Below are 24,935 nucleotides of genomic sequence, written 5' to 3'. Positions count from 1 at the left end.
TATGGTTTCAACAGGAGATACTGCGCCGAATTTCACAGCGACGTACCGAGGAAGCGAACACGAGACGTTCGAACTTGTCGAGCATCTTGGAGAGGGTCCTACCGTATTAGCGTTCTTCCCCGGGGCGTTTACACCTCCGTGTTCGAACGAGATGGTAGCCCTCCAAGAGCGTCTCGATGAGCTTCAAGATGCGGGAGGGACACTCTTCGGCATCAGCGCCGATTCATCATTCTCCCTCGGTGCGTTCGCAGACGAGTACGATCTCGAGTTCGACCTCGTCAGTGATATGGGCGGCGAAGCGATTCCGGGATACGACCTCTCTATCGACATCCCGGACTTAGGCCTGTACGGTGTCGCCAACCGGGCTGTGATCGTCCTTGACGAAGATCGGACTGTGACCTACAGGTGGGTAGCTGAAGATCCGACGAACGAACCAGACTACGATGAACTCATCGAGGCCGTCGAGGCAGTCTGACAAACAGCGGCTCCGTCAGTTTGAACGACACGCTTTGAGTTGAGTAATCACTGTGAGTAGAATGTTTCTATGATATCCTCTCAAGACTCAGGAATTGTGATTATATCAAATTACACATAGTAATTCGGTTATTCGTCGACTTCCGTTTTCACGACGACTGTCGGTCGGGTGGTTAGCCGAAGCACGCGTTCGGTTACACTTCCGAGTAGCGCGCGGTATTCCGCTGGCCGGTGTTTCGTCCCGAGGACGACCATATCGATATCCTGTCGATCCCCATACTCGAGTATCGTTTCGACGGGATGTCCGTGTTTTACTGCCGCGATCATCTCGACCTCACTGTCTTCCGCACTACTCCGGACCTCCTCGATTGCCTCCTGTCCGCGTTCTTCGAGTCCATGTTCGGGTCCCTCTGCCTCATCGACGTACTCATCTCCACTGTATGCCGTGTAGATGCTCTCGTCGACGACGAAGAGCGCATGAAGGGTAGCATCGTGCATCTCGGCGAGTTCGATCGCATGGGATTCCGCGTTCTTCGATGCAATCGTACCATCCGTGGCGAGTAGGATCTGGTCGTACATAGAGCAACGTTCGTTCAGCTAGCCGATAAGGATGGTCATCGCAACGAGTCGACGAATTGGACCGAAACGCTGTTAATCACTCTTTTTGGCGAGAACGATCAATGCAGTACTATCGGTCTGTGCTGCTGGCGCTACTTCACGCATCCCGTCGAACTGGACGATATCTCCTGACTGTATGATATGAGACTCCCCATCGAGTTGCAGATCGATCTCACCTGAGATTAAATAGAGAATAACCTGCCTTTCAGGATGACTGTGTGCACCAACGCTTTCACCTTCGTCCAGGGATAATCGGATTGTTTTCGGTTCTTCGGTTGGGAACACGGCAGCGTGCGGTACACCTTCACAGTCCTCAATTGATTTCACCGGTGCCATGAATCCATTATGGGACTGAACAGCCCTATGTGCATCGAACTATGGCTCTATTACTTGCTGTGACAGCCACCGCCCAGCAGGAATATTGGCTTTTCTCGGGCTCAAAAGTGGGATTCGCCCCTATGCTTTTTCGCCTTCCACGAGTAGTTTCGAATACGCACCGGACAGCAATACTATGACAAACGGAAAATCTAACATAGTTGTCACATTCAATCCGCAAGAATGGGTCGACGGACCGTACCATCTAGACGATGGGGCAGACAAACAACTGAATCCCGCCGAAAACCGGGATTCAGTAACGTTCGAAGTGCCGTGGGAAGACGGAACCGATGAAGAGGGAACGATATTCCCAGACGAGTCGTACGAAGCAAATCAGTTGCAATCTCACCCTGCGGCTCCAGAGTGGGTCCAAAACTGGGAGGGGCCATACTACGTCCGGACAGAATTAGCTGAAGACGAGTGGTAGCTGGCTGACAGCTCAGTCCACGTGCTGTGCGTGTAATCGGTCGAGAGGAGCTTTTCCCAATCCTGAGGGTAGTCTCTGATTCGCGCCGATCAGTTAACGTGAACGCGGACGACATGACCACCGCAGCCGCACTGCTCGATATATTCCCACTCGACGTCCTCATCTCCAAACCGATCATCAAGCGCATCGTAGAGGAACCCCTCGGGATGGCCGTGTGCCTTGTGCGTGACGAGATTCACGTGGTGACCGCTGGTCGTGTGCTCGACCGCCTCGATTCCGTGACGCTTGAGTAGCGAGAGGTCGTCTTCGTACTGTGGCTTCTCGAGGTTGGCGGACCAGGAATTATCGTGGTTTCGGTCGGTGACAGGTTCAGTCTCACCGTGTGCGTGGTCGTCGCCGTGATCGTGGGAGTGACTTGCCATCCTCTGATATTGGTCTGCTATTCGGATAAGGGGTTTGGTGGTGTCTCTCCCCTTTTGGGTGGAAAGTCGTCTGGGGTATTTCAGCACAGAGCCCGCACTGAACGTATGGACGACCACAAACCCGGAGGGGATTGGGAGTACGCGATACACAGTGGCCTCCCCGACTTCTATAGAGATATCAAATCGGTACCGGTCACGGTCGAAGCGGTTTCGTTCGAGGAAAAGCGTATCGAGACGGAACACCGGACGTTCGAACGAACCATCATTCGTGTTCGCGGCGAAGGCGTAACTGGATGCGGAGAAGACGTCACCCGCTCCAGGGAGGCACACAATCGACTTCGCGAGGACGGACTAGCGCTCCCGACCGGTGACTGGACGGTCGGAACGTTTTCGGACGCTCTCGATGCCGATTCGAATATCTTGACACAGACTGCGTCCAGAGACGCTCCCGAGTATTTGCGTTGGGCGATCGAGAGTGCAGTTCTAGATCTGGCACTCAAACAGTCGGGGCGATCGCTGGCATCGGTACTGGACCGTACGTACGAGCCGATGGCATTCGTCGTCAGTCTACAGCTCGGGGATTCACCACACATCCGTCCCGTGAACCGGTTCCTCGACGCGGATTCGAGTATCGAGTTCAAGATCGATGTCCCCGACACGCCGAGCGACGAGTTACTCTCGGCCCTCTCGGATACTGGTGCGGTTCGAATTCTGGATTTGAAAGCACAGTACGGTTCGGATGTCGGGGCTCCCACTGATCCGGACCTCTACCGGCAGTTGTTCGAGACGTTCCCGGATGCACTCATCGAAGACCCGGCCGTCACGGATACGACACGACCTGTGCTCGACGAATATGCTGACCGAATCTCCTGGGACGCCCCGATAACGGGTGTCGAAAGCACCCAGGAACTACCTTGGGTACCAGCTGCTCTCAACATCAAGCCGTGTCGGTCTGGGACGCTCGAATCACTCTGTCGTATTCTCGAATATGGCTTGCAACACGATGTCGAACTCTATGGAGGTGGAATGTTCGAACTCGACGCTGGCCGAGCGCACTCACAGGCGCTCGCCTCGCTGTTCTATCCAAACAGTCCAAACGACCTTGCACCACCTGCGTATCACACCTACCGAGACGACAAATCCTATCCCTCGAGTCCGCTGGAGCCACCGGCCAAACCGGCCGGAATCGGGTGGGATATCAGATAACCACAACACTCCGTTCCAAGGGAACTATATTGGAACAGAAGCATTCTTAGTCGCTACAGGCCGCACTCCGCGCTAATCGCGTTCGGACGCTGATTCCTCATCGTTTGTTCGATCACGACGATCACGCACACAACGTACGGTTGGACAGCGAGCTCTACGGGCTGCGCTGAATGGACGGAGTGCCTTCTCGACCATCAAACGTCGATACGGGTCCGCTGTCACGCTACGCGCTTGGTACCGCGAATATTCGTGAACTAGTGCTCACTGCCGCGGTCTACAACCTCGAACGATCCATTAAACAGAGACTGCTATACCGGATTCAACAAGGCACAGGAGTCGAAATACTGCGGATTTGATTGTCTCATCAGGGTACTAGTTGGTTGCCCTCCTCATCATAGACGGTAATTGCATCAACGGGGCACACGCGACCAGCCATCTCGGCATCAAATTCTGCTCCGTCTGGAACATCTCGAATGTATAATCCTGGTTCCCTCTCGTCACTTCCAACAAGTGTGGCTTTGCCAGCATCACGATCTTCGATGAATTTCTCCCATTCATGGACGCAGTTGAATATCCCGGTGCACGTGTCTCGATCAAATTCAACATACATGATTATTCACGCCTCGTGTCAAATTGTAACCAGTGGATTTCATTAGTAAGTTCAAAGGGCGCTCCGTTAGGTGAATATCTCGTACACCGAGGGTCGTTACCTCGGGTATTCATCTCGCGGGATCACCAAGCCGTGATAGAAGTGTCATTCACAACTCATCGCTCTTCACCTTTCAGTAACCGTCACTCGCCACTCGTCGTCTGTTGCTTGAGATGTTTCATGAGTGTATCCATGTTCTTCAAGGACGGGATAGAGTGGTTCCGGTTCGTGGTCGGCGATTAGTACAAGCATTTCATCATCGGGAAGAACGTCAAGCGCTGTCAGTATCTCATCGAAGGGATTTCCAGTAGTTTCACGGCAATCAAATTCGTGGATTCTGTCGTCATCGGTGTCGGCCCCCATATTCTCTGATTCGTGTTGTAGTGGGATAATCATTCTGCCGATGATGCTCGCGTTGTCCGAATATCACCAATCAGAGATCCATACAAATGTGTTCGCGGGATTGCGTATATGAGAAGAGTGCCAGCAGGGCACCTCCAATTCTGACGGCCGCTCCCATTCGAGTGGATAATCAGTCCTGATAAAAGTATTCGCCGCTCGATTTTTGTTGTCGGTCGAGTTGACTGCCCGGCTTATTCACTCGAGGCCTGCCGGTTCGTCCGTCCCGGCGAAACGTGATTTCGAGGGCAGATAGAAACGCGTTCATGCCGTCCCGCATTGATTGCGGAGATTCTGCATAGCCACTCTGGCTCGGATCACCCTCGAAAACGATCAACCGATCGGCAACTCGATCGATGACGAAGAGGTCGTGATCCACGACGAGCACGGGTCGATTCGTTCGTTTGCTGAATTGGTGAATCCGATCAGCGAGTACCACTCGACGGTCCACATCGAGGAACGCTGAGGGTTCGTCCAAGAGATAGAGATCTGCATCACGAGCGAGACATAGTGCAATCCCGACACGCTGTAACTCCCCGCCCGAAAGCGAGTCAAGTGAGCGAGTATACAACGATTCGAGGTCGAATGGATTCTGAATTCGTGTTTTGAATGATTGGGCGTGAATATCGGTGACTGATGCAAAGCGTTCACGGACTGCAACGTCGCTATCCGGCGTGATATACTGAGGTTTGTACGATACGAGGACATCTTCCGGAACCCGGCCACTATCGGGAGTTACACTCCCAGCGAGCATTTTCACGAACGTCGTTTTACCCAGCGCGTTCTCTCCGACGATACCCACCGATTCCCCGGCGTGAATCTGACCTGGTTCGACGACGAGCGAAAAGTCCGCGAACGATTTCTCAAGCTGCGGATATACAAGGGCCGGTTCGTTGTTTCCGCTGTCGCGAGAGCCAGCCGACGGGAAGTCGATTGAGTGACGCCGAATTTGGACGTTTTCTTCCGATAATTTTCCCTCCAAAAACTGGTTGATGCCCGTCCGTACTGCCGACCGCTGGGCAACGACGCCGAATCCCCCCGGTTCACCGTACAAGACGTGGATTGCGTCAGAGAGTAGGTCGAGCGTCGCAAGGTCGTGTTCTACGACAACAGCCGCGGCATCGGTTTCCTGCACGTGACTGCGGATCGTCCGTGCTACTGACAACCGCTGTTTGATGTCCAGAAACGACGATGGTTCGTCGAACAGATAGAGATCTGCCGCCCTCGAGAGAGTCACCCCGATAGCAACCCGCTGTCGTTCACCTCCGGACAGATCAGACAGTGACCGATCGAGGATCGAGCGGAGACCGAGTGCATTGACGAATCGATCCGGATCGTCAGAACGGGAAGCGAGCAGTTCGCGTACCGTTTCAGCGTCGGTCTCGTGGAGGGAGTCGACCCGTTGGTCCTTGTAGGCGGTGTCGACCGATTCGTCTCGGAGTCGTTCGAGATGAGTCTGCAGGGTCGTCCCCCGAAACGATTCGATCGCCCGGTTCCAGTCTGGCCCTTCACCGCCCCCGCCAAAATTTGGTACTTGGCTACCAGACAAAATGTCCAACGCAGTACTTTTCCCGATGCCATTGCGGCCGAGAAGGCCGATTACAGAACCATCGTCCGGGATGGGGAGATTGTACAACCGGAATCCGTTCTCACCATACTGGTGGACGAGTTGTCCGGTTTCCGCCGGAAGTGGAATAATTTGGATCGCGTCGTTGGGGATCTTCTTTTCGATGAGTTTGTGCTCGGCCAGGACGTTAGCGTCGTCGATGTGGAGTTCACCATGCTCAGTGACGTGGAACCCCTCGTGTCCGGACCGATTCAGCGGATCATATTTGACCGCGATATTTCGTACTTCGTCGGTGACCTCATCCTGATCGATGATTGCGACGTATTCTTGCTTCCGTCCGCTTTGAGGCTCTGTCATGGATTACTTAAACCATCAGTCCGAGTATTCATAGGTGACTGTTGTGGGAGAATATCCCAGTAAATCGAGCCGTATGTGGTGAATTTGGGGTTGCTCGATCACCGATGCCGATTGAGCAGGTCAGACGACGGCTTCCACTCGGCGTCTTCGTCAAAGTACTGTTCGACAATCGGTTTGTCGGGCATCTGGCCTGTTTGGCGCTTCTCTTCGCTGTAGGACGGTCGCCCCTCTTCCACGAAGAACCGGCCAGTCAGAATTTCTCCCTCGTGGAGGCGCGTATCGGTTTTCCGCATCATTTGCGCCGCTTCGTCACGGTCGTGGACGTCGAACTCGAAATCTTCGGAGTCCTGAACGTCGATGTAGGGCACGTATTGCTTGGCGTCCTTGTTCCATGTCGGACACTGAGTGAGAAAATCGACGTGGGCGAATCCGTCGTGGTCCATCGCTTCGACGAGTATTTCCGTCGCCTGCCGGGGATTAACCGCTGCAGTCCGTGCAATATATGTTGCACCCGCATTAAGGCCCCACTCCAGTGGCCGGATCGGGTTCTTCGCCGAACCGGATGGTTGCGTCTTGGATTTGTGTCCCTTCGGACTTGTCGGCGACGTCTGTCCTTTGGTCAACCCGAAAATCTCGTTGTTGAACACGATATAGGTCATATCGTGGTTCTCACGGGCTGTGTGAGTGAAGTGGTTACCCCCAATGCCGTATCCGTCGCCATCGCCACCTGCGGCAACGACCTCCAGATCGGGATTCGCGAGCGTTGCCGCCCGCGCGACCGGGAGCGACCGACCGTGGATCGAGTGGAACCCGTAACTCTCGAAATACGACGAGAGTTTGCCCGAGCATCCGATTCCCGTGACGAGCAACACTTCGTCGGGGTTCTTGCCACGTTCCACCATCGCTTGCTTTAATGTCTTCAGGACGGCGAAGTCCCCACAGCCGGGACACCACGTCGCCCGTGGTTCGACGCCGGGGGTGAACGCGTCTGTATCTACCTCTTGATCTGCATCGATTGCGTTGAATGCACTCATTGTGGTTACCTCGAGTTGGTTGCTTTCGTTGGTTCGAGACGCGTCGTCGGTGGCGCCACATTCGGATCGTCGGTAATGACGGCACGAACACCATCGACAACCTCGGCGGGTTCGAAGGGATTACCGTCGTACTTGAGCAGACTGGATAACCGATCGCCGTACGCCCCCAGTTCGCGCTGTACCAATCCCCGGAATTGACCGCCGGAGTTCATTTCGACCACGACAGCTTCCTCGACGCTCTCGAGGAAGTCAGCGACCTCAGACTCCGGGAACGGCATCATTTCGCTTACGCCTAGTGCCGAAACGAAGTTATCAGTCTCGTTGAGTCGGTCGACCGCTTCGAAGACAGTACTCTGTTGACTTCCCCACACCAGGATTCCGTAGCGGGCATCTTCAGCCCCGTATCGGGTCTGGTGAGTTCCCGTCTCGTCAAGTGTCTCGCGAATTGTTTCCTGTTTTGCCCTCCGTCGGTCGACCTGTCGACGGCGATTTTCGGGATCTTCGCTGATGTGGCCCGCAGGGTTGTGCTCGTTTCCGGTCGTCAGGAATCGGCCACCTTTCTGGCCGGGAAGTGTTCGCGGTACGACGCCATCGTCAGCGTCGTACTGGAAGCGGAGATACGATCCGGACGCGTGGTGTGCGGCGTCTTCGATTTCTTCCTCCGTGAGAACTGTGCCTGGATCCGGGTCGGGAGCTGATTCCGTGAAGACGCTGTCCGGGACTGTCCGATACTCCCCCGAGAGCTTCTGGTCGATGACGACGATCGCAGGGAGCTGGTACTCGTAGGCCAGTTCAAACGCTCGACGCGTCTGTTCGTAACACTCCTCGATTGTTCCCGGTGCGAAGACGATTCGGTTGGAATCGCCCTGGCTGGAGTACAGAACGTGGTCGAGGTCGCCCTGTTCTGGCTTGGTCGGCATTCCGGTCGATGGGCCGCCCCGCATGGCCTCGACGAAGACGACCGGTGTCTCAGTCATTTCGGCCGTTCCGAGTAACTCGGACATGAGTGCGAACCCACCCCCTGAGGAGCCGGACATCGCCTTTACACCTGCGTGGGACGCACCGATCGCCATCCCGGCAGCGGCAATCTCGTCTTCGACCTGTTCGGAAACACCACCGTACTCGGGGAGATGCTGGGACAGAATCGTGAACACTTCCGTCCACGGCGTCATGGGATAGCCAGAGATGAATCGGCAGCCGGCATCGAGCGCACCGTACGCGACGCCGTGCGATCCGGAGAGGAGGACCGGAACCTCCTCGTGCGTTCCCTCCGGAAGGACGACGTCGTGGTCGATTTCGTGTTCATCCCGCACTTGATCGTACGCTGCTTGAAGGATCGTCAGATTCGCCTCGAGTGCATCGCCGCCCATCGAATCTGACATCAACGCTTCGATGGGATCGAGATCCAGCGATATGAGCGCCGCCGTTGCACCGACGCCCGCCGTGTTGCGCATCACCTCACGACCGTGTTCTGTCGCGATGTCCCGAAGGTCGAGCGGATAGACGTGCCAATCGTGTTCTGCAGCGAGAGCTTCGAGTGACGTCTCAAGCACGCTATCGACGTCGTCGATGTCGATCAGCCCTTCGTCGTAGACGATGATGCCCCCATCACGGAGGTCATCGAGGTTTTCTACGAGGGGCTTGACTTCCTCGTTTCCGTAGTAGGCCTCCTCGTCCGGGCTCCGTGCAAACGAGTCGCCCAGCGCCAGGAGAAAGTTGTATCCGTCTCCTCTGGATCGTACTGGCGTCGCCTTCGATCGAATCTCAGCGTACGTGTGGCCACCACGTATCCGTGATGGATAGTGACGATGGGTGAATACGTGGAGGCCCGACCGCATCAGTACTTTCGCGAAGTTCTGACTCGTCGAGTCGATGCCGTCCCCGGACCCTCCTGCGAGTCGCCAAATGAGTTCGTTTTCTGTCATGGTATCTGGTGTCTCATCGTATTCGGGATACGTGGCGGAGTTGTAAGTAGTATCACGGGAATATACTCGCCTCGCTTATACGAGACATCAGAACGAATAGGTCCGGTCTCGTTGGTCGAAATCCCAGACACCTCCCCGGTCATCGTAGAACTTGCGTCCGACGAACGACTCGTCTAGATTCCCGAGGATAGTCTGATACACGTCGTCGACGGACCCGTAGCTTCGTTCGTTGGTGGTCTCCAGCACAGTCCCTACCGTTGTGGGTTCTCCAGTGGGGGGCCTCAGTTCTGCCTCACCGAGTTCGTCGAGGAGGGCATCGTGTGTAATTGGAAAATCGACCTTTTGCTCACACAGCTGTTGGATTTCAATTGGTCCCATATTCAATTGTCGTCCGCCACTCCGATAAACATTGGCACATGTTGGCACCCCCCAACAATTATGATTGACGCTATCGACTATCTATCTGTAATGATCGGGATTCTCAAATCGATGGCGGTGACGATGAAACATGCCTTAGACGGGAAAACGTTCACCGTCGAGTATCCCGAGCAGGCACCTGAAGTCAGTCCTCGGTTCCGGGGAATTCACAAATTTAGTCAAGAACGATGTATCTGGTGTCGGCAATGTGAAAACGTCTGTCCAAACAATACGATTCAGATTGTGATGGACGAACAGCGCAACGGTGAACAATATAATCTGCATGTCGGGCAATGCATCTACTGTCGACTTTGCGAAGAGGTATGTCCAACTGATGCGATCATTCTCACTCAGCAATTTGAATTTACAGGTGATACAAAACACGATTTAGTCTATAACAAGGAGCAGCTGAAAAATGTCCCATGGTATAAAGATTTGCCAGACCCATTAGCATCGAGAGAACCCGACCGTGGGGCCTGGATTGGCGAAGGTGACGGAGAAATTGATTATCAGTAATGGCTTCAGTGAATTCATAGGAGCGATGAGTTTAACTCGTATGGAGTCAGGACACGATACAAAATCAGTAGCCGGACTCCTTCAACGTAGAGTCCTCGGCGGAAGCTCATCTCGTTGTAGCCATTGCCGGTAGCGAGGTTGGGCTAACTGTCCGTATGCCGCAGGCGATCTACGGACCGATCTTCGTACCCCCCAACGCAGGCTAATACCGCCTGCAACCCAGCCATCGGTGACGCCGTTCAGAATGGCGTTCCCTCTTCTGCGGGATCCGACGACGCCTCCTGATCTTTGGGTTCGACCTTGCCGACGAGCACCCGGAACTCCCCGGGTTCCTTCTGACGGTACTGCCAGTGGAATTCTGGCCCTTCCTCGGCGCTGAACTGGTGGTAGAGCGGCTTTGGATCGTGGTCGTTGACGAGGACGAACGCTTCGCCTCGTTCGAGGTCGTCGTACGCCTGGAAGATCAGCTCGTGGCGACGAGCGGGCGGATACTCCCTGACGTCGAGTTCCTGGCTGACTTCGACGTCGAGGTCCTCGTCGGTCCTGGACGCTGCTTCTCCGTCTCCATCGAGCTCTCCGCCGGCGTGATTAGTATGTCCATCGTGATGGGCACCCTCACCGGCACAGGAGTTCGCTTCGGCGTCTTCATCGTCGACGTCCGCACGCTTCGTGATCCGGACGGCGACGCGTCCCGGCTCCTGCTCGACAATCTGCCACTCGAAGGCGTCGCCATATCGCTGCTGGAACTCCTGTTTCAGCGGCCGGGGTTCGTGGGGAGCAACGATCTCCATCGCTTCGCCTTCGGGGATCATTCCGTATCGGTGGTGAATCGACGGGTGTCGCTCGGGTTTGGGAATCTGACGGACGTCGTACCGGGTGATGATGTCATCGTCCGGTGCAGTGGACTCTTCGGTCTTTTCGATAGCAACACGCCACTCACGTCCCCCTTCGTCGAGATACTCCCACTCGAAGGTCTCACCGCGCGTCGATCGGAGCTCGTGGTAGAGCGGCTTCGGGTCGTGGTCGTTGACCAGTACGAACCCCTCCCCAGGGGCGAGTTCGTCGAATCCCTCGAGCAGCACCTCGTGGCGGCGCTGTGGCGGCATGACTCGGACGTCGAAGTCCGGGAGCGCGGCGGCAAGGTCGCCTTCCACTGCAATCGCCATCCGAACCTCGTCTGCATCCCTCGTTACGTCCCACGAGAACTGGACATTACGTTCGATTTGGTACCGTAGCAACGTGAAACCGGGCACTTGATCTGCAATCAGATGAAGGGTGTCTCCCGCTTCGACATCGTCGAACAGCTCGTAGAGGCGATCCCGAACGTCCTCACGAGACGCATCCGTCAGGTCAATCTCCGTACGCATACTGTCGACTTTAGTGCCGGGGTGGATAGGCACTGGGGCGAACACTTCCGCCGACACCCCAAAGTGGCCACCTCACAGTTCGTTCCCCGATTCCAGATCAATAGTCTGACGACTCGCCACGGAAACTCTTTATTGAATGACCCGGCGCGTCCTCAACGGATACTCTCGCGAAATACATAGAGATCGAGTGGCGACCCTGCCCAATCGGAGGGACCGGACTGCGGAGACCTATTGCCCTCGCTTTCGATGTGAGATGGATCTAAATCCGCGGTCTTGATTCGTGGTGTGTCACCTGGCCAATCGTCCGGAACGACTCCCACGAGATCTATTCCATCCATCCCAGCCACATGGCGAGCGGATTTAAGGTGGTCATTGGCGAGCACCCAACTGCCCGCTTGCAGGTTCCTCTCTACGATTGCCTCCTCGACGAGCCCCGCATTTCGAAGGATAATCACGTCGGCGCCGCCATCCACAGAATATGCCGTAGCATCGGCCAAGCGGGCCGCGTACCCCGCTGCCGCCAGGTCGTCCATCGCCGCCACGTCGACGTCGACATACGTAACCTCGGCTTCGGGAAACGCGACCGATGGGCTCACGTCGTGACCCGATCCAGGGTGGTACACGACATCGGCGTCGATACCGAACCGGTTGGCGACGGCTCCATACTGGGCAATCCTGTCTGCGAAGGTGACTGGCGACGACCCGGCGTTCATCGACAGCCGGCGGGCGAGACACAGCTCGGCTGGCAGTAGGTAGTCGCGTTCACCCGTCTCAGGGTGGGAGCCATACCCGGCTGTATGAACCGCCAGTGTCGCCTTCCGTACCGGTTCGGTTGCGGCGACGACTTCGGACCAGTCAGAATCTGTTTGATCTCGGGCTCGCTGAATGTACCTCGTCACCGCGTCGCTGGCTGCGTGATAGCGTTCAAGGACATCGTTTGTGATCGCGACGCCTGACTCCTGAGTTACTTCCTGCATCGTCACGTCCGGTTCTGCCGGTGTAGCGTGGTCGTCGTTCGCGAGTGGCTCGTTTGCGTCCTGCCAGCCACTGAGGAACGACTCATACTCTGCAAGTGCCTTCCGCAATCGCTCGGCAGCGAGCCGAAGGTCACTAACGGTAGTCGTCATCTTTCGAACGTCAGGTCACGGTTGACCGTTCGCACACTCATACCTCGACACGGACGATATGACCGCCACAGTTGCATTGACAGACGTACTCCCAGTGGACCGCGTCACCGAACGTTTCCTCGAGTGGTTCGTAGAGATACGCTGATGGATGCCCGTGTGCCTCGTGAGTGACGAGTTGGACGAGAGACCCCCCGACGGTATTCTCGACCGCTGTGATCGCCTCCTCGACCAGTAGCTCTCGGTCAGCCGCGTGTTCGGGTCGTTCAAGGTCTGCTGCCCACGCGCTCCTGTGGACGTGATCGGTGACCGGTTCGGTCCCGTGATTCTCGTGATCGCTGACGGTGTCGGCCATTCTCGAAGCTACTACGGCTATGACTATAAACTCACGAACGAACGTACTCGGCACGAACATATCCGAGCGAGAATTTAGGAGACGGCGAGACTAACGGTCTCCCAGGAATGATCGTCGTTTCTAACCGGGTTACCATTCCGGATGAACGGGTAGAAACATTCGAAGAGCGCCTTCGAACGAGTTACGGGATTGAGGACAGGCCGGGGTTCCGCGGGATGACAGTCCTCGCACCCGTCGACGCGGAGGGCCACATCACCATGACGTTCTGGGAGACGAGAGAAGACTACGAAGCGTGGCGAGAAAGTACCGCCTTCGAATCAGCACACCAGGAAGCGTCCGCGGAACGTGCCTTCAAGACCGGGAATACCGTCGAGGTTCACGAGGTCGCCGTCGATCGATCGACGACAGAATCACCAGTACACGTCAGTGAGGGGTGACAGTTCCGTGTTACCCACCGTAGAGCGCGTACCCAAACGGTCGTTAGTCGGCAGGGTTCGCCAGTGTGGACGCGTTCCCACCCAATGATCGCTACAATACCGCGTCGGATCGATTCGACGACATCATCCGACCTATGGACGTGATGAGACGGGGGTGGACGTTCGGAGTCGGGTTCGCAATCCTCGGTGCACTCACCGTCATCGCCGTCCAAGGAATCGATTCAGTACTACTCGGCGCCATCGTGGGATTTTTTGTCGGGAAGGCGATTCAAAGTCTCTTCCTGACGGTCAGGGGCCCCCGGACCCAATGACAGAGTTCGATCGGTCGGAGCTACGGGATAGACTCGTTATTGCCTCAGACAAGATCCAGAGCAGCAGTAATTTGGGGACGATTGACCATCGATAACTTGAGTGAAATGGGAGATACAGAAGACGTAGAGCAGTATTCGTATCTGATCCGAACGAGACCGGGTCGGGACGAGTACGTTGTTGCCACAATTCGGAAGTACTACGAAGAGTTACTAATCGACGTCGAGAAATGCTCACATGGAGGTGAGGACGGTCTCATCATCACGGCTGTTACTGAAATCCCAATCGAGGCGATCGAGCGCATTGGGGAGGTCGAGACAGTAGATCAGCTGCCTGCCGGAACCCAGTAACCGCCCGATCTATCTGACTGTGCGACAGGCCATAGACCCGCAGTGGGCGCTGAATGCTCTCCGATAAACTAAGTGGATCTCTACGACGGTCACTGCTACTCGGAACAAATTCGTGTGAATCGTTACCACCATTCGACGGTGACTATTAAAACGATATGGACTCAATTGCCACCGTATCGGTCACCGATACTGTCTTCGAGTGCGACAACTGTGAGAACACGATCATCACCGTCTTGGAAGGAACCCCTGGGGTCGATGGAGTGACCATTGAGACGGATAATCGGGCCTTGGCGATCGAGTACGATCCCGAGACTACTAACGACGAAGAGTTACACGAAATCGTCGAGACGTGGGGATACGCACCCGAGTGATTTCGCCCTTCCGCTATTCGGATCCCGAAATCCGACGCATGACGGTAATGACGTAGCCGCCACAAGTACACCGGCGATGTCCGGTTACGGCGACGTCGGGAACTTTTGATCGCAAGGGATCGAGGAGGTAGTCCATGGGATCGCCGTGACACTCGTGGGTCACGAGGTCAACAGGGATGCCGGGGCGAGTCTCTTCGATAGCATCGATGGCCTCCGCGACGACAAGACGGCTATCATTCGCGTGTCGATCAGACTCGAGATCGGCAGCCCACGGTCGATCGTGTTCGCGGATGGTAACCGGTTCGCGCCCGTCTTCTGGGTCTACCGACATCAGTATGACCTCACCCCTGGATGGGATGGAAGCGCGGTCAACTCGGCTGGAATCGCTCGAGACATCCACATAGTCGTCGATAGCACCGAAACCTCGTGACGGTTGGTTCGAACATATACGCTGGGCTCACGGATTTCATTACTCGAGATGTCTCAATCACTGTGTTCCGTACCTTGATGAACGGTGACATGCCCAATACAACAGCCTCGTTTCGCCGCGAGTCGGGAGGTTCGATGACCAGTACATCGATCGATAACGAGGTCGGCGTCGCTCAAACGATGTGAAGCTCGTAGCCGTCGTCGACGAGTCCCGCAACGTCCGGGGCGTGTTCGGTCCCTTGGATCTCGAAACCTTCGGCCTCGACGGCGTCAGCGACCCCTTTGAACGTCGCACAGTGATCGCAGACGCCAGCAATCAGCCCCAGTTCCTTGGCGTCCTCGTATGCTCGAACCGCCGGTTCCGGATGATCCTCGATTCCGTCGAACCAATAGGTCGCCGCGCCGTCGAAGTACACGGCAACCTGGTGACCCGCCTCGTCGAGCTGACGTGCGTAGGTAAGCGGATTGGCGAATTTCCCCGGCGTCTCCGGTGAGGAAAGGAGCAGGAAGGCGTGTTTTGCCATAGACGCATCAACGTTGAATGGCCAATTCCGTGGGTATGGAGGCGAACATATCCAGTCGATCGCTGCCTCCACGAGTCGCCGGTCGGAAACATTCGGACCAAAGCTCTTCCTCTGTACACGCCAACCACCAGTCGTATGCGCGATACAGTCTCATCTCGCTCGACAGAGAGACGAACAGAGAGGCCGCCGAGGTGGTCGCTGTGACCGCGACGAACTTCGACGCCGAACGGGCCTACGACGACCGGAAGTTCAACGCCGTGGAGGTCTTCAAAAGCGAGCGAATGAAGGTTGTCTGTGGGTACTTCGAGCCCGGTCAGTTCATCCCCGTTCACGCTCCATCGAGCGACGTCGCGATTCACGTTCACTCGGGGACCGGACGCGTCCGTGACGGCGAGGACGAACACGCCATCGAACCCGGCGACGTGGTCGTCGTCGAAGCCGATACCGACCGGGGGATCAAGGCTGACGAGGATAGTCGGCTCGAAGCATTCTTGGTTTCTGCCCCGCCGCCGACGGACGCCGAACACGACCCCGTTCGCGAGGGGATCAAACAAGGAGAATTCGACCCAAGGAGTGCGTGACAATGGTTAAGATCGAATCCATCGGGGATCTGGACGGAGCGCCCCACGCAAACGTCTTTCCCGACGCCGAACCGAAGACGATCAGATTGACGCTGGATGCGGGCGAAGCGGTAGCGGCCCACGACCACCCGGACCGCGAGATTGTCCTCTATCTGATCGAGGGAGCGATCGAACTCACCCTCGACGACGAGGAGTACGACCTGAATGCGGGCGACATCGTTCGTTTTGACGGGCGCCGGGAAGTCTCTCCACGGGCAATCGAACCGAGCGTCGCACTGATCGTCCTCGCTGAACGGTCGAGCGACTGATCGCGATCGTTGATTTCGACCGCTTCGACGTATCAGCCCGGCTGGAGGAGCCGGTCAGTTCTCGTGGATGCGAAGGTACGTAGTGTACTCGGTTCTGAGCAGTCCGGTTCGATCTTTCGTGATTGCAATCAATTCGTGGGGCGTCTGTTCAGCCAGCTGTGGATACTCCGTTCGAGCACGTTTGTCAGTGCTCTTCACGACGAGGACCGATCCGTCGTCGAGGTCTTCGAGCGCTTTTTGAACGCGTACGATACCACTCGCGCAACCGCGACCCCGATTGTCTACGACCATGTCGGGAGCGATGTCCGGGTCCGTCGTAGTATCCGTGACTTCAGTCATCGGTAGACACGACGCTGTCAGTCTCCACCCGCGACGCTCCGATCTCCTCGAGGTCACAAACACCCTCGATGGGTGAACAGGCCCGCCACAGGGGGCACAGTTTGAAGATGATGACGAGTACTCCGATGAATCCGGCCTTCGCGAGAATCGCGAGGCCGATCGTCGACGTAACGTACACCGAGACGTTCAGGCCGATAGCGTCGACTGCCTGATACGCTCCGGTAAGGAAGATCGTCGGAATGACGAAGCGGACGGCCCACCGGAAGCGTTCCAGTTGCTCGGCGGCCGCGGCCACGACGTCGACCCGCGGGCGCTCCTGTCCCGACGGGACCGCCACGAAAATGTTCCAGACAGCGCCACCGATCCAGACGGCAAAGGCGAGCAGATGGAGCATCCGAACCACAGTACCAGCCGGTTCGAGACCACGCATCGCGACTTCGGCAATAGCCGTCGCGAGCAGTGTGAGCAGACCGAACGTCAGCGCGAGTAGCCCCGCTCGACTTCTGAACTGGGATTCGACTGTCCGATCCGCGAGGATAGTCCAGGCGACGATTCCAACCGTAGTCAAGCCGAGCATGGCGAGGGAAGCAACTTCGACGGTCGTTCCAAATCGGCCGACGTACCGCCAGAGTACGACGCTCCCCGCGAGAACTGTGACGATCACCGCAAGGCTGGCGATACGATCGAACCGCTCGTACATCGCTGCACAGTAATCGCGAGCACCAGTCCCGAGGTCCGCCGGACGAACGAACAGATGCTTCCAGAGCAGTCCGCCCACGAGCGTCCCCAGTGCGACGAGAAACGCCCACGTCGCGACTGCAGAGGCGATGCCACTGTCGCCGGCCAACGTGGTAGAGACCCAGCTGCCGAGCAAGGACGCAGCTACGATGATCGTGAGTGCGACCTTCGGAAGGAGGTACCGGTCAAAGAGTGCCTCCGTGGTGGGACTAGACGCGGATTGAGTGGGGTTTGACATCGTGGGGCCGCCTCGTGTTTGACATTAGGCCTGTCAAAACTAAACCTGCGTCCGGATATATTCGATACGGGCCCAGCACAACACCGCAAGACCGAATTCGCACGAGTTGATGACTGAAAATCCGTCATGTTCCCACTAGGCGAATACATCCGTGACGAAGTTTTCCTGTACGGAGTGTGAAGCCGCATATATGAAGGGAGAGGCTGGAACGTCGACGACTTCGATCAGCTGGCGGCGTCATCCGGATGTCGACGATCGGAAACCGGTCGTTCGAACGGTTCCTTATGCCGAGTTCGTACTCGAGCACCCTGACTTGGATCCGACGACACTTAATACAGAATTCTTCCCCGACGCCGTTCCGTATACCGATGGTTCGAGAGAGCGAGTCTTCTATTGGCGGTCTGCCCTCCGTGATTCGTCGCCGCCAGCTACCGACTGGTCGTTCGTGTACGCGACCACTCACGATCTCGTCGGTTGTTCCGAAACCGCTGTCGGAATTCGAGGCCTTACGACGGAACTAGCGACTGGCGTCGCGATCGTGGTCGACGGGACAGCGGGTGGCGATGCGAGTATGGCACACGTTCGAGATTACGAAGCTCCCAATCTCCGTATCGTCGACGTGACTCCCGACTCGATCCGTCTCGCGGTGGACGGTGACGACGTTGAAGTGGCAGTAGGTGGCCGACAGCGGATCGAACTGTCACCACACATCGTGGAGCGGATCAGCGATGACGAACCCGAGGAGATCACACCCGAACTGTCGGTTCGCTATCCTGGCCGCCGCGAGATACACCATCCAGTTTCGAACGCTTCCGACCGGTTGTTCCCCTCGTTCGACCTCGACCTCGCGTCGCTGTCGAATCCACTCGCCGTCCCCCTCCAGAATGGAGAGCTCGATCACGCCGCTCTCGCCACCGATCTGGGCGTCAGTCTCGAAGAGCGTCCGTATCCCGAGCGGGTCCTCTGGCAGGCGTTTGCGTATACGGCCTTCGACCCACGTCGAGAGTCAGTCCCGGATATTGGACGAACGGATGACCACCTCGTTGTTACCCCCCGTTGAGCGACGCGATAGAACCGTATGCAGCAAGAGTCTGGTCGTTCCCTCAAGCGTGTTCAATACGGACATGCCACTGGCCCGGACCACGCTGCTCAGTTTCGTACTCGAACCCGCGCTCAGTCAGGACCTCATACAGCGGTTCGGGTTCGAAACTGTTGACGAGCAACAGCGTCTCTCCCTCGGGAAGTTCGCCAAGTGCGGTCATAATCGGATCGAACGGTTGACCGTCTATCTTTCGGACATCGAGTACTTCGTCTGCATCTGTGTCTAGGTCGGCACTCATGGAACCAAATTGATGACGGGTCGTCCAATACACGACCCCGATTATGTTCGAACGAACCCGCTATGCGATGCGACACCCATCGTAGTCCTGTCTCGTCTGTCGGCAGCGTTCGATGCAGGGATGGTCGACCAGATCACGCAATCGCTTGATAGCCTCAGGAGGAAGCGTATAGCCGATTTCGTAGGACTGCTCATCGTCGAGATCCGCGGAGAGTTCCGCCTCGAAAAAATTCTCGACGACGCAGAGTCGCCAGGCGAGTTCACGAGCGACCTCGCTGCCTTTATCGGTCAGCTTCACGCCAGTGTATTTCTTCACTGTCACCAGCCCTGCGTCCTCTAGCTTCGAACCCATTTCCGTGACGCTCGCTCCGCTAACGTCCAGACGGGCCGCAATCTCACCAGGCGCCACTCGGTCGGTGTCCTCGGATAGCCAATCAATTGCCAACAGATACTGCCCCGTACGCCGACCGACGCTCGCCCCGACAAGTCCGGTGGCTGTCGAGGTGATTTCGGTTGCCATACGTTTCCGTCGACTCTCCGACGATGAAGTCTCTCTCCCGAATTCGTTCACGTGACGTCGCGCCATTTCCCTGAAGACGTCCGAATAGACGTGACCATCAAGTCCCAGGCCGATGAGGAGCTTTCTATGAAGATCATTACGAAACGGATCTACGACGACCCTGACAACGATACAACGCGGGTGCTCGTTGACCGGCTTTGGCCTCGGGGAGTTTCGAAGGAGGAGGCGCAACTCGATGCGTGGATCAAGGAGGTTGCGCCGTCCGACGGGCTCCGGACGTGGTACGACCACGACCCAGACCGATGGACGGAGTTCAAAGAGCGGTACGTCTCGGAACTCGAACAGAAGGACGACGCCGTCGAACGTGTTCTCGACGTCGCCAAGGACGATCAGCTGACGTTGCTGTACGCCGCTACTGACCGGGATCACAATAACGCCGTCGTCCTGCGTGAGTATCTTGAATCACGCGTAGATTGATCGAGGGGGATGCGCACGAATTCGAGGAGCAATATCGCCGACCCCGTATTCATGGACTTCCTACGACCGCTGGTGGCTCGTAGTCCGGCAATGTTCGGCTTCACCCTCAAGAACCTACGGACGCGATCATCACGTAGATCCGAGATGTCCAACGCGACCATTGATCCACAGCGACCGATAGGGGAACTCGCCCGTGAGGTACCATCCTACACCCGTGTTTTCGAGGCAGCGGGTATCGACTACTGCTGTGGTGGGGATGCCTCCCTTGCGATGGCGTGTAATCAGGCCGGGGTCAATCTGGACGATGTCCGCGAAGAACTCGCCGACGTCCAGACAGACGACGCTCAAGCGATTGACTGGGACGACCTCGCGGAACTGATCGACGACGTCGTCGAAACCCACCACCAGTACCTGCGTGAGGAACTGCCGGCACTGGAGGGGCTCGTCAGAAAGGTCGCTCGCGTCCACGGAGAGAACCATCCCGAACTGGAGGCGCTCCAAGCAGCATATCTCGACCTCGCGCCAGCGATGAAGGAACACATTCGGGAGGAAGAAGAGGAAGTTTTCCCGATCATCGAGAAGCTCGACCGTGGGGATTCGCTCTCCGATGCGGAACGCCGACGACTTCGGGAGGTAATCGAGGAGATGGAGGCGGACCACGAGGAAACGGCAGAACTGCTGGATCTCATCGCGGAATTAACGGACGGGTACACCGTCCCGGCCGACGCGTGTCCGAGTTACGAGAGCATGGTCGAGCGTCTCGATGCCCTCGAGCGAGACACACACGAACACGTCCACAAGGAGAACAACGTCCTCTTCGTTGAAGCGGAGACGAAACTATCGGACGGTGTAGAATCTCGAAATTCCTGATCGTCATCTCTCCTGGATGGATCTATTCGGATTCCGTACCGAGATGGATCGGACACGGGTTGCTATGGCTCCTGACTCTGCCGGAAGTGTCCCGTCTCGAACGAGGGCGACGCAGAGCAGTAGCACCGGCGGGCCGGCGCAATTAGCTTATTGTGATCGGCCTCGTCGGCAACGCTCGTGAACCGAGCTGGTGGCGTCAGTCGCTGGACGCATGCGTTTGCCGTCGCCAGCGCTCTCGGGATGGTCGGCCTCCAGACGACGTATCTGCTCGATTGGCCAATTCGATCGATCGGGTTGTTTGGGCTGCTGGGGGCCGTCCTGCCGATGACCTTCGGTATGGCGTACCTGTTGCTCCCGGCGTACGTCGGAACGACCCTCGCAACACCCCGGCTTCCCGGCGTCCACCTCGTCATCTCGTACGCCGGCGCTGCCGTACTCGTGGCCGGACAGCTGACGACCCTTCCCCGACCACTCGTCACAGCTGGTGCTAGCCTCTGGAGTCTCGGTGTCGCTTGTTTCCTGGCCGCACTGGGTGCGACAATCGTTCCTGTCCTTCGGGCGGATCCGAGCGTGGTGATCCGCAGCAGGGACCGCCCGCAACGTTCGACGCGTGCCGCCACCGCGACAGTCCCGTTCGCGATTCTATACCTAGCTATCGGTACCATCGCACTCCTCGCGAGGGCGTCAAGCATTCCGGTGATTCCCGCCACATCTATTCCCGGCGTCGTGCACTTCTACGCTGTTGGCTTCGCGGCACTGTTGATCATCAGCCTGGGCACGCGACTCCTCGTCGGTTTCTTCCACGTCGTCCCGCCACGGCCACTCACGTGGGGTGCCCTCGGTGGAGGTGTCGTCGCTCCCGCCCTCATCGCCGGTAGCTTCTGGAGGGGGCCACTGTTCCAGGTGGGTGCCGTCGTTCTATCGTTCAGCGTGATATGCTATCTCGGGATGGTGGCTATCGTCGCAGTTCGGACTGACCGCCGACGCGTTGGTCTCCTCGGCGTCCTGGCAGGCGCTTTCGCAGGGGCTGGGGGTGTATTCGTCGCCGCGACGGTTGCAATCAGTGGGGAGGACGCCTGGCTGCTCGAAGCACACGTCCCACTCGTACTCGACGGGTTTCTCCTGTTGACGATCATCGGCTATGCATACGAGTTCTTCCCGATCGGAACGGGCCAGTTCACTGGTGCGAGCGACCGTATCGGTCTCGCGACACTCGTCACACTCGGGTTCGGAGTCGTACTGCGAGCGGTAGAACCACTACTCGGCGCACCGGTGGTAGGAGACGTCGGTGCCACGCTCGGTATCGTGGGCACGAGTATCTACGCTTACGTACTGACGAGACGACTCGTTGGTATCCACGCCGGCTGAGCGGGAGTGACCGGTTTCCTCAACCGTCCATATAAGTCTGACAACTACTACTGTACAGGTTATTATAGCGTCCCAACTATCTCTGGAACCAGTGACGGTGAATCAGAATGCCTAACCCATCCGAGCATAAGCGTACTGTTCGTCGTGCGTTCACGAAACAGGCTGCTGCATACGCGGAGAACGCGTCGGTAACTGATCCAGAGTGGATTGCCCGATTAGTCGAAGCAACTGGAGTTGACTCGAGTGATCGCGTGCTCGAAGTTGCCACCGGTCCCGGCCACGTAGCATTCAGCTTCGGTGATCACTGTGCAGAGGTGGTTGGATTAGATCTAACAAAAGCCCCACTCGAGATCGCTCAAGAGAAGAAGCGAGATAGCGAAACAGAGAACGTCGCCTTCATCAGGGGTGATGCTGAGGCTATTCCGTGTCCTGCTAACTCGTTTGACGTTGTTGTTTGCCGTTTGGCGCTCCATCACGTCGAGCATCCCGACTATGTCGTTCAGGAGATGGCTCGTGTCTGTCGACCGAATGGAACTCTCGCCGTCGGAGATCTGGTTGTCAGCGAACATTCGGACCGGGCTGAATACCACAATACATTCGAGCGTCTCCGCGATCCCTCACACGTCCGGGCCCTTTCGATTAGTGAATTGATACACGTATTTACTGAACAGAGAATAGAAATAGATCATCTACGGACGGACTCAGTGGTACAAAACGTCGAGAGCTGGTTATCCAACGCACAGACGCCCGAACCGCGGGCTACGGAAGCCAGAGAAATGATTCGGAAGGATGCCGAGGAAGACCTAAGTGGGACTCAACCATTCTGGCACGACGACGAACTTTATTTCAGACAGCTAAACGGTATCGTCGCAGGCCACCTGTTGGAGTGAAGTCAATCACAAAAAAAAGCCTCGTTGAGATTACTGGTAAGTGGTCCACATCCAAGATATTCAGTATAAGTGACGGACGAACTACATGAACCTTGCCTCTGAATGAAGCGGGATGTTAGCTCTGATGAGCGGTACAATTTGCTGTACACTTTCGAGTACTCCCGGGCAAGTACGAGTCTCGGTCGAGTGCATCGATGTAGTCCGAGGAATCTTCGTGCCACTCACCGTGGGTCCTCCGACGTGGTGTCGGTCGACGAGCCCCGTGACACGTCAGGAACGAGTACACCCACGAGCCCGTTCGGACTGTGGGTTCGAATCACGGAACCCATGTTCCAGCTGAACACAAGAATGCCAGCAACGATCAAGAGACCGCCAACCCCTGCGAGGAGTGACGAGAGAGTCGTCCAATCCGCGACAATGAGCGCGAGGCCGCCGATCGTGAACAGACCGAGGTCGAGGGCTGCCAGCCTGTCGTCGTAGAGGTCGTCGATCATCGGCACGGCCTCGTAGCCGAGGCGATCGCTGTAGTGGTGCACCCAGACGATGAAGGGAACGATATGGTAGATCGTTCCGAGGACGACGAAGCCGATTACGCCGAGTCCGAGCAGGTGTGTGGCTCCCGGGGCGCCGAATCGGGTTGTCGGCGCGACCGGATCGACGATCCATACCGGAACAGTCGCGAGGACCCACGCAGCCATCGCCGCTGCCGCGACAGTGTACCGTGAGAGCATCGGCGTCCACGGGACCTGGGTTTCGTAGAGACGACGGGCAAGGACGACGCTCATACACCCGATTCCACCGAGAATCAGGAGCGCCCCCACGCGGGCGAGCGCAACGTGACCGACCAGCCGACCGGTCGCCAGAGCGACCACGCCGATCGGGTAGAATACCTCCTCGAAGCCCTGGAGGTACGTGTCGATTCCGTGGAGGTCAGTCTGGGTGAACATCGTTCCCAACTGATAGAGCGCACCGAGGACCGTCGTCAGAACGGCGCCGTAAATAGCAAGCGTGGCGTGGGCCGAGACGACATCGACGCGTGAAAGTCCAACTGGGACGAACAGCGGTCGAACGAAATCGACCGCAAGTGCCACGCCGAGAAGCGTGAGCGCCACGAAGAACGCGAGTGCGAACGCAAAGTGTCGTTCGGTCACGTCGTACCGACCGTCGATGGTGACCAGCGTCCGGGCGATGTTGTAGACGAACACCCAGAAACCGATGGCCATCAAGGTACCGAAGACCGGCGTGAGCCGAAGCCAGCCGCCGGTCAGTGCGACCGCAAAACCAACCAGTCCGATACCGACAATCCACAGTTGGACGGTCGCGAGCCGGCGACTGTGGAGCGTGACGCCGGACCAAACGGGCACGAACTGGGTCATCGCACCCATAATCGTGATACAGACCCACCCCGCCAGCAGCAGGTGAATGTGAGCGAGCGGGAGGAGCCCCGATCCTATTCCGAAGGCGTTTGCTAGGCCGGCAACTCCCCCGAGAAACAAGAACCCGATAGCCACGACGAAGTGTCGTAACGGGACGGTCATCGGGGGCTGCTTCTCCGTCTCCAGGTTCCCAGGAACGACACTCATCGTCTACGCTTTCGTGATGGACCTGTGAGTCG

33 protein-coding genes are annotated in these 24,935 nt (G+C 57.1%); 14 read left to right on the top strand and 19 right to left on the bottom strand.

The window, feature by feature from the left end; translation table 11 throughout:
* Position 1 precedes the first annotated feature (1 nt).
* The gene (locus ACZ5YD_RS00850; protein WP_379739295.1) at positions 2-475 is read left to right on the top strand and encodes a redoxin domain-containing protein; all 474 of its coding nucleotides are present in this window, start codon (positions 2-4) and stop codon (positions 473-475) included.
* A 128-nt stretch (positions 476-603) separates the two neighbouring features.
* On the opposite strand, the gene ACZ5YD_RS00845 is transcribed toward ACZ5YD_RS00850, so the two are convergent.
* Positions 604-1,053, bottom strand: a complete 450-nt coding sequence (locus tag ACZ5YD_RS00845; RefSeq protein WP_379739298.1) for a universal stress protein — start codon at positions 1,051-1,053, stop codon at positions 604-606.
* Between the two features lie 72 nt (positions 1,054-1,125).
* Positions 1,126-1,428: a cupin domain-containing protein gene (locus ACZ5YD_RS00840; RefSeq protein WP_379739301.1), complete on the bottom strand. Its 303-nt coding sequence runs from the start codon at positions 1,426-1,428 to the stop codon at positions 1,126-1,128.
* A 175-nt stretch (positions 1,429-1,603) separates the two neighbouring features.
* Here ACZ5YD_RS00840 and ACZ5YD_RS00835 point away from each other — a divergent pair, with 175 nt between their 5' ends.
* Positions 1,604-1,894, top strand: coding sequence for a hypothetical protein (locus tag ACZ5YD_RS00835; RefSeq protein ID WP_379739304.1), 291 nt, complete (start codon positions 1,604-1,606; stop codon positions 1,892-1,894).
* 89 nt (positions 1,895-1,983) lie between these two features.
* Here ACZ5YD_RS00835 and ACZ5YD_RS00830 read toward each other — a convergent pair whose 3' ends face one another.
* Positions 1,984-2,316, bottom strand: coding sequence for a CGCGG family putative rSAM-modified RiPP protein (locus ACZ5YD_RS00830; RefSeq protein WP_006667245.1), 333 nt, complete (start codon positions 2,314-2,316; stop codon positions 1,984-1,986).
* 105 nt (positions 2,317-2,421) lie between these two features.
* Between ACZ5YD_RS00830 and ACZ5YD_RS00825 the strand changes: the two genes are divergently transcribed.
* Positions 2,422-3,522 (top strand): enolase-like domain-containing protein, encoded by a 1,101-nt coding sequence (locus ACZ5YD_RS00825; RefSeq protein ID WP_379739307.1) that lies wholly within the window; start codon positions 2,422-2,424, stop codon positions 3,520-3,522.
* 364 nt (positions 3,523-3,886) lie between these two features.
* Here the strand turns inward: ACZ5YD_RS00825 and ACZ5YD_RS00820 are convergent, their stop codons facing one another.
* From ACZ5YD_RS00820 to ACZ5YD_RS00795, 6 genes are all read right to left on the bottom strand, one after another.
* Positions 3,887-4,132, bottom strand: a complete 246-nt coding sequence (locus tag ACZ5YD_RS00820) for a ferredoxin (protein WP_006667243.1) — start codon at positions 4,130-4,132, stop codon at positions 3,887-3,889.
* Between the two features lie 165 nt (positions 4,133-4,297).
* The gene (locus tag ACZ5YD_RS00815; RefSeq protein WP_273739192.1) at positions 4,298-4,534 is read right to left on the bottom strand and encodes a DUF2249 domain-containing protein; all 237 of its coding nucleotides are present in this window, start codon (positions 4,532-4,534) and stop codon (positions 4,298-4,300) included.
* A 169-nt stretch (positions 4,535-4,703) separates the two neighbouring features.
* Complete coding sequence (locus ACZ5YD_RS00810; RefSeq protein ID WP_379739310.1) at positions 4,704-6,494, bottom strand: ribosome biogenesis/translation initiation ATPase RLI; 1,791 nt, start codon at positions 6,492-6,494, stop codon at positions 4,704-4,706.
* A gap of 98 nt (positions 6,495-6,592) precedes the next feature.
* The gene (locus tag ACZ5YD_RS00805; protein WP_379739314.1) at positions 6,593-7,528 is read right to left on the bottom strand and encodes a thiamine pyrophosphate-dependent enzyme; all 936 of its coding nucleotides are present in this window, start codon (positions 7,526-7,528) and stop codon (positions 6,593-6,595) included.
* A gap of 5 nt (positions 7,529-7,533) precedes the next feature.
* Positions 7,534-9,453: a 2-oxoacid:acceptor oxidoreductase subunit alpha gene (locus ACZ5YD_RS00800; protein WP_379739317.1), complete on the bottom strand. Its 1,920-nt coding sequence runs from the start codon at positions 9,451-9,453 to the stop codon at positions 7,534-7,536.
* 87 nt (positions 9,454-9,540) lie between these two features.
* A complete protein-coding gene (locus ACZ5YD_RS00795; protein WP_006667238.1) occupies positions 9,541-9,831 on the bottom strand; it encodes a DUF5789 family protein in 291 nt (96 codons plus the stop codon).
* A gap of 90 nt (positions 9,832-9,921) precedes the next feature.
* Here ACZ5YD_RS00795 and ACZ5YD_RS00790 point away from each other — a divergent pair, with 90 nt between their 5' ends.
* Positions 9,922-10,386 (top strand): NuoI/complex I 23 kDa subunit family protein, encoded by a 465-nt coding sequence (locus tag ACZ5YD_RS00790; RefSeq protein WP_006667237.1) that lies wholly within the window; start codon positions 9,922-9,924, stop codon positions 10,384-10,386.
* Positions 10,387-10,625: 239 nt separating this feature from the next.
* Here the strand turns inward: ACZ5YD_RS00790 and ACZ5YD_RS00785 are convergent, their stop codons facing one another.
* The 3 genes from ACZ5YD_RS00785 to ACZ5YD_RS00775 form a co-directional block, all read right to left on the bottom strand.
* Positions 10,626-11,753, bottom strand: coding sequence for a DUF2249 domain-containing protein (locus ACZ5YD_RS00785; protein ID WP_417447969.1), 1,128 nt, complete (start codon positions 11,751-11,753; stop codon positions 10,626-10,628).
* 152 nt (positions 11,754-11,905) lie between these two features.
* A complete protein-coding gene (locus ACZ5YD_RS00780) occupies positions 11,906-12,880 on the bottom strand; it encodes a hypothetical protein (protein ID WP_379739325.1) in 975 nt (324 codons plus the stop codon).
* Positions 12,881-12,917: 37 nt separating this feature from the next.
* Positions 12,918-13,232, bottom strand: a complete 315-nt coding sequence (locus ACZ5YD_RS00775) for a CGCGG family putative rSAM-modified RiPP protein (protein WP_273739186.1) — start codon at positions 13,230-13,232, stop codon at positions 12,918-12,920.
* A 107-nt stretch (positions 13,233-13,339) separates the two neighbouring features.
* Between ACZ5YD_RS00775 and ACZ5YD_RS00770 the strand changes: the two genes are divergently transcribed.
* From ACZ5YD_RS00770 to ACZ5YD_RS00760, 3 genes are all read left to right on the top strand, one after another.
* Entirely contained in the window at positions 13,340-13,669 is a 330-nt protein-coding gene (locus ACZ5YD_RS00770) for an antibiotic biosynthesis monooxygenase family protein (RefSeq protein ID WP_273739185.1), read from the top strand.
* A 392-nt stretch (positions 13,670-14,061) separates the two neighbouring features.
* On the top strand, positions 14,062-14,328 hold the full coding sequence (locus ACZ5YD_RS00765; protein WP_379739330.1) for a hypothetical protein: 267 nt from the start codon (positions 14,062-14,064) through the stop codon (positions 14,326-14,328).
* Positions 14,329-14,483: 155 nt separating this feature from the next.
* Positions 14,484-14,699, top strand: coding sequence for a heavy-metal-associated domain-containing protein (locus ACZ5YD_RS00760; protein ID WP_006667231.1), 216 nt, complete (start codon positions 14,484-14,486; stop codon positions 14,697-14,699).
* A 13-nt stretch (positions 14,700-14,712) separates the two neighbouring features.
* Here ACZ5YD_RS00760 and ACZ5YD_RS00755 read toward each other — a convergent pair whose 3' ends face one another.
* Both ACZ5YD_RS00755 and ACZ5YD_RS00750 read right to left on the bottom strand, forming a co-directional pair.
* Positions 14,713-15,030 carry a CGCGG family putative rSAM-modified RiPP protein gene (locus ACZ5YD_RS00755; RefSeq protein WP_006667230.1) on the bottom strand — a complete coding sequence of 106 codons (318 nt, stop codon included), beginning with the start codon at positions 15,028-15,030 and terminating at the stop codon, positions 14,713-14,715.
* Positions 15,031-15,301: 271 nt separating this feature from the next.
* Positions 15,302-15,724, bottom strand: coding sequence for a hypothetical protein (locus ACZ5YD_RS00750; RefSeq protein ID WP_379739337.1), 423 nt, complete (start codon positions 15,722-15,724; stop codon positions 15,302-15,304).
* 128 nt (positions 15,725-15,852) lie between these two features.
* Here ACZ5YD_RS00750 and ACZ5YD_RS00745 point away from each other — a divergent pair, with 128 nt between their 5' ends.
* Positions 15,853-16,233, top strand: a complete 381-nt coding sequence (locus ACZ5YD_RS00745) for a cupin domain-containing protein (RefSeq protein ID WP_379739340.1) — start codon at positions 15,853-15,855, stop codon at positions 16,231-16,233.
* A gap of 2 nt (positions 16,234-16,235) precedes the next feature.
* Positions 16,236-16,541 carry a cupin domain-containing protein gene (locus ACZ5YD_RS00740; RefSeq protein WP_304450010.1) on the top strand — a complete coding sequence of 102 codons (306 nt, stop codon included), beginning with the start codon at positions 16,236-16,238 and terminating at the stop codon, positions 16,539-16,541.
* Between the two features lie 54 nt (positions 16,542-16,595).
* Here ACZ5YD_RS00740 and ACZ5YD_RS00735 read toward each other — a convergent pair whose 3' ends face one another.
* Both ACZ5YD_RS00735 and ACZ5YD_RS00730 read right to left on the bottom strand, forming a co-directional pair.
* The gene (locus tag ACZ5YD_RS00735) at positions 16,596-16,880 is read right to left on the bottom strand and encodes a sulfurtransferase TusA family protein (protein ID WP_304450011.1); all 285 of its coding nucleotides are present in this window, start codon (positions 16,878-16,880) and stop codon (positions 16,596-16,598) included.
* Positions 16,873-17,856 (bottom strand): hypothetical protein, encoded by a 984-nt coding sequence (locus ACZ5YD_RS00730; RefSeq protein WP_304450012.1) that lies wholly within the window; start codon positions 17,854-17,856, stop codon positions 16,873-16,875. Before ACZ5YD_RS00730 ends, ACZ5YD_RS00735 begins: the two co-directional genes overlap by 8 nt.
* A gap of 190 nt (positions 17,857-18,046) precedes the next feature.
* Here ACZ5YD_RS00730 and ACZ5YD_RS00725 point away from each other — a divergent pair, with 190 nt between their 5' ends.
* Positions 18,047-18,916 (top strand): hypothetical protein, encoded by an 870-nt coding sequence (locus ACZ5YD_RS00725; protein ID WP_304450013.1) that lies wholly within the window; start codon positions 18,047-18,049, stop codon positions 18,914-18,916.
* A gap of 43 nt (positions 18,917-18,959) precedes the next feature.
* Here the strand turns inward: ACZ5YD_RS00725 and ACZ5YD_RS00720 are convergent, their stop codons facing one another.
* On the bottom strand, positions 18,960-19,196 hold the full coding sequence (locus ACZ5YD_RS00720) for a DUF2249 domain-containing protein (RefSeq protein WP_304450014.1): 237 nt from the start codon (positions 19,194-19,196) through the stop codon (positions 18,960-18,962).
* Between the two features lie 60 nt (positions 19,197-19,256).
* Positions 19,257-19,715, bottom strand: a complete 459-nt coding sequence (locus ACZ5YD_RS00715; protein ID WP_379739343.1) for a metal-dependent transcriptional regulator — start codon at positions 19,713-19,715, stop codon at positions 19,257-19,259.
* 90 nt (positions 19,716-19,805) lie between these two features.
* Between ACZ5YD_RS00715 and ACZ5YD_RS00710 the strand changes: the two genes are divergently transcribed.
* The 4 genes from ACZ5YD_RS00710 (at position 19,806) to ACZ5YD_RS00695 (ending at position 23,320) form a co-directional block, all read left to right on the top strand.
* A complete protein-coding gene (locus ACZ5YD_RS00710; RefSeq protein WP_304450016.1) occupies positions 19,806-20,192 on the top strand; it encodes a DUF488 domain-containing protein in 387 nt (128 codons plus the stop codon).
* 9 nt (positions 20,193-20,201) lie between these two features.
* Entirely contained in the window at positions 20,202-21,062 is an 861-nt protein-coding gene (gene ric / locus ACZ5YD_RS00705) for an iron-sulfur cluster repair di-iron protein (protein WP_379739346.1), read from the top strand.
* A gap of 240 nt (positions 21,063-21,302) precedes the next feature.
* Complete coding sequence (locus tag ACZ5YD_RS00700) at positions 21,303-22,430, top strand: hypothetical protein (RefSeq protein WP_379739349.1); 1,128 nt, start codon at positions 21,303-21,305, stop codon at positions 22,428-22,430.
* Positions 22,431-22,537: 107 nt separating this feature from the next.
* Complete coding sequence (locus ACZ5YD_RS00695; RefSeq protein ID WP_083873416.1) at positions 22,538-23,320, top strand: class I SAM-dependent methyltransferase; 783 nt, start codon at positions 22,538-22,540, stop codon at positions 23,318-23,320.
* A 221-nt stretch (positions 23,321-23,541) separates the two neighbouring features.
* On the opposite strand, the gene ACZ5YD_RS00690 is transcribed toward ACZ5YD_RS00695, so the two are convergent.
* Positions 23,542-24,903: a heme-copper oxidase family protein gene (locus ACZ5YD_RS00690; protein ID WP_006667217.1), complete on the bottom strand. Its 1,362-nt coding sequence runs from the start codon at positions 24,901-24,903 to the stop codon at positions 23,542-23,544.
* Positions 24,904-24,935: the final 32 nt, after the last annotated feature.

It is taken from the genome of Halopenitus salinus, from assembly GCF_055397165.1.
The sequence above is the reverse complement of the archived record's forward strand: the minus strand, read 5'-3'. Positions and strand labels throughout refer to the sequence as shown.

Excerpts from the sequence above, each read along its gene's own strand:
- ACZ5YD_RS00695 (WP_083873416.1), top strand. The coding sequence starts at position 22,538 with ATGCCTAACCCATCCGAGCATAAGCGTACTGTTCGTCGTGCGTTCACG.
- ACZ5YD_RS00700 (WP_379739349.1), top strand. The coding sequence starts at position 21,303 with ATGGTCGGCCTCCAGACGACGTATCTGCTCGATTGGCCAATTCGATCG.
- ACZ5YD_RS00730 (WP_304450012.1), bottom strand. The coding sequence starts at position 17,856 with ATGTCAAACCCCACTCAATCCGCGTCTAGTCCCACCACGGAGGCACTC.
- ACZ5YD_RS00850 (WP_379739295.1), top strand. The coding sequence starts at position 2 with ATGGTTTCAACAGGAGATACTGCGCCGAATTTCACAGCGACGTACCGA.
- ACZ5YD_RS00825 (WP_379739307.1), top strand. The coding sequence starts at position 2,422 with ATGGACGACCACAAACCCGGAGGGGATTGGGAGTACGCGATACACAGT.
- ACZ5YD_RS00720 (WP_304450014.1), bottom strand. The coding sequence starts at position 19,196 with ATGAGTGCCGACCTAGACACAGATGCAGACGAAGTACTCGATGTCCGA.
- ACZ5YD_RS00840 (WP_379739301.1), bottom strand. The coding sequence starts at position 1,428 with ATGGCACCGGTGAAATCAATTGAGGACTGTGAAGGTGTACCGCACGCT.
- ACZ5YD_RS00820 (WP_006667243.1), bottom strand. The coding sequence starts at position 4,132 with ATGTATGTTGAATTTGATCGAGACACGTGCACCGGGATATTCAACTGC.
- ACZ5YD_RS00715 (WP_379739343.1), bottom strand. The coding sequence starts at position 19,715 with ATGGCAACCGAAATCACCTCGACAGCCACCGGACTTGTCGGGGCGAGC.
- ACZ5YD_RS00690 (WP_006667217.1), bottom strand. The coding sequence starts at position 24,903 with ATGAGTGTCGTTCCTGGGAACCTGGAGACGGAGAAGCAGCCCCCGATG.
- ric (WP_379739346.1), top strand. The coding sequence starts at position 20,202 with ATGCGCACGAATTCGAGGAGCAATATCGCCGACCCCGTATTCATGGAC.
- ACZ5YD_RS00770 (WP_273739185.1), top strand. The coding sequence starts at position 13,340 with ATGATCGTCGTTTCTAACCGGGTTACCATTCCGGATGAACGGGTAGAA.
- ACZ5YD_RS00740 (WP_304450010.1), top strand. The coding sequence starts at position 16,236 with ATGGTTAAGATCGAATCCATCGGGGATCTGGACGGAGCGCCCCACGCA.
- ACZ5YD_RS00795 (WP_006667238.1), bottom strand. The coding sequence starts at position 9,831 with ATGGGACCAATTGAAATCCAACAGCTGTGTGAGCAAAAGGTCGATTTT.
- ACZ5YD_RS00760 (WP_006667231.1), top strand. The coding sequence starts at position 14,484 with ATGGACTCAATTGCCACCGTATCGGTCACCGATACTGTCTTCGAGTGC.
- ACZ5YD_RS00775 (WP_273739186.1), bottom strand. The coding sequence starts at position 13,232 with ATGGCCGACACCGTCAGCGATCACGAGAATCACGGGACCGAACCGGTC.
- ACZ5YD_RS00755 (WP_006667230.1), bottom strand. The coding sequence starts at position 15,030 with ATGTCGGTAGACCCAGAAGACGGGCGCGAACCGGTTACCATCCGCGAA.
- ACZ5YD_RS00835 (WP_379739304.1), top strand. The coding sequence starts at position 1,604 with ATGACAAACGGAAAATCTAACATAGTTGTCACATTCAATCCGCAAGAA.
- ACZ5YD_RS00810 (WP_379739310.1), bottom strand. The coding sequence starts at position 6,494 with ATGACAGAGCCTCAAAGCGGACGGAAGCAAGAATACGTCGCAATCATC.
- ACZ5YD_RS00735 (WP_304450011.1), bottom strand. The coding sequence starts at position 16,880 with ATGACTGAAGTCACGGATACTACGACGGACCCGGACATCGCTCCCGAC.
- ACZ5YD_RS00780 (WP_379739325.1), bottom strand. The coding sequence starts at position 12,880 with ATGACGACTACCGTTAGTGACCTTCGGCTCGCTGCCGAGCGATTGCGG.
- ACZ5YD_RS00830 (WP_006667245.1), bottom strand. The coding sequence starts at position 2,316 with ATGGCAAGTCACTCCCACGATCACGGCGACGACCACGCACACGGTGAG.
- ACZ5YD_RS00805 (WP_379739314.1), bottom strand. The coding sequence starts at position 7,528 with ATGAGTGCATTCAACGCAATCGATGCAGATCAAGAGGTAGATACAGAC.
- ACZ5YD_RS00790 (WP_006667237.1), top strand. The coding sequence starts at position 9,922 with ATGATCGGGATTCTCAAATCGATGGCGGTGACGATGAAACATGCCTTA.
- ACZ5YD_RS00815 (WP_273739192.1), bottom strand. The coding sequence starts at position 4,534 with ATGGGGGCCGACACCGATGACGACAGAATCCACGAATTTGATTGCCGT.
- ACZ5YD_RS00785 (WP_417447969.1), bottom strand. The coding sequence starts at position 11,753 with ATGCGTACGGAGATTGACCTGACGGATGCGTCTCGTGAGGACGTTCGG.
- ACZ5YD_RS00725 (WP_304450013.1), top strand. The coding sequence starts at position 18,047 with ATGAAGGGAGAGGCTGGAACGTCGACGACTTCGATCAGCTGGCGGCGT.
- ACZ5YD_RS00800 (WP_379739317.1), bottom strand. The coding sequence starts at position 9,453 with ATGACAGAAAACGAACTCATTTGGCGACTCGCAGGAGGGTCCGGGGAC.
- ACZ5YD_RS00845 (WP_379739298.1), bottom strand. The coding sequence starts at position 1,053 with ATGTACGACCAGATCCTACTCGCCACGGATGGTACGATTGCATCGAAG.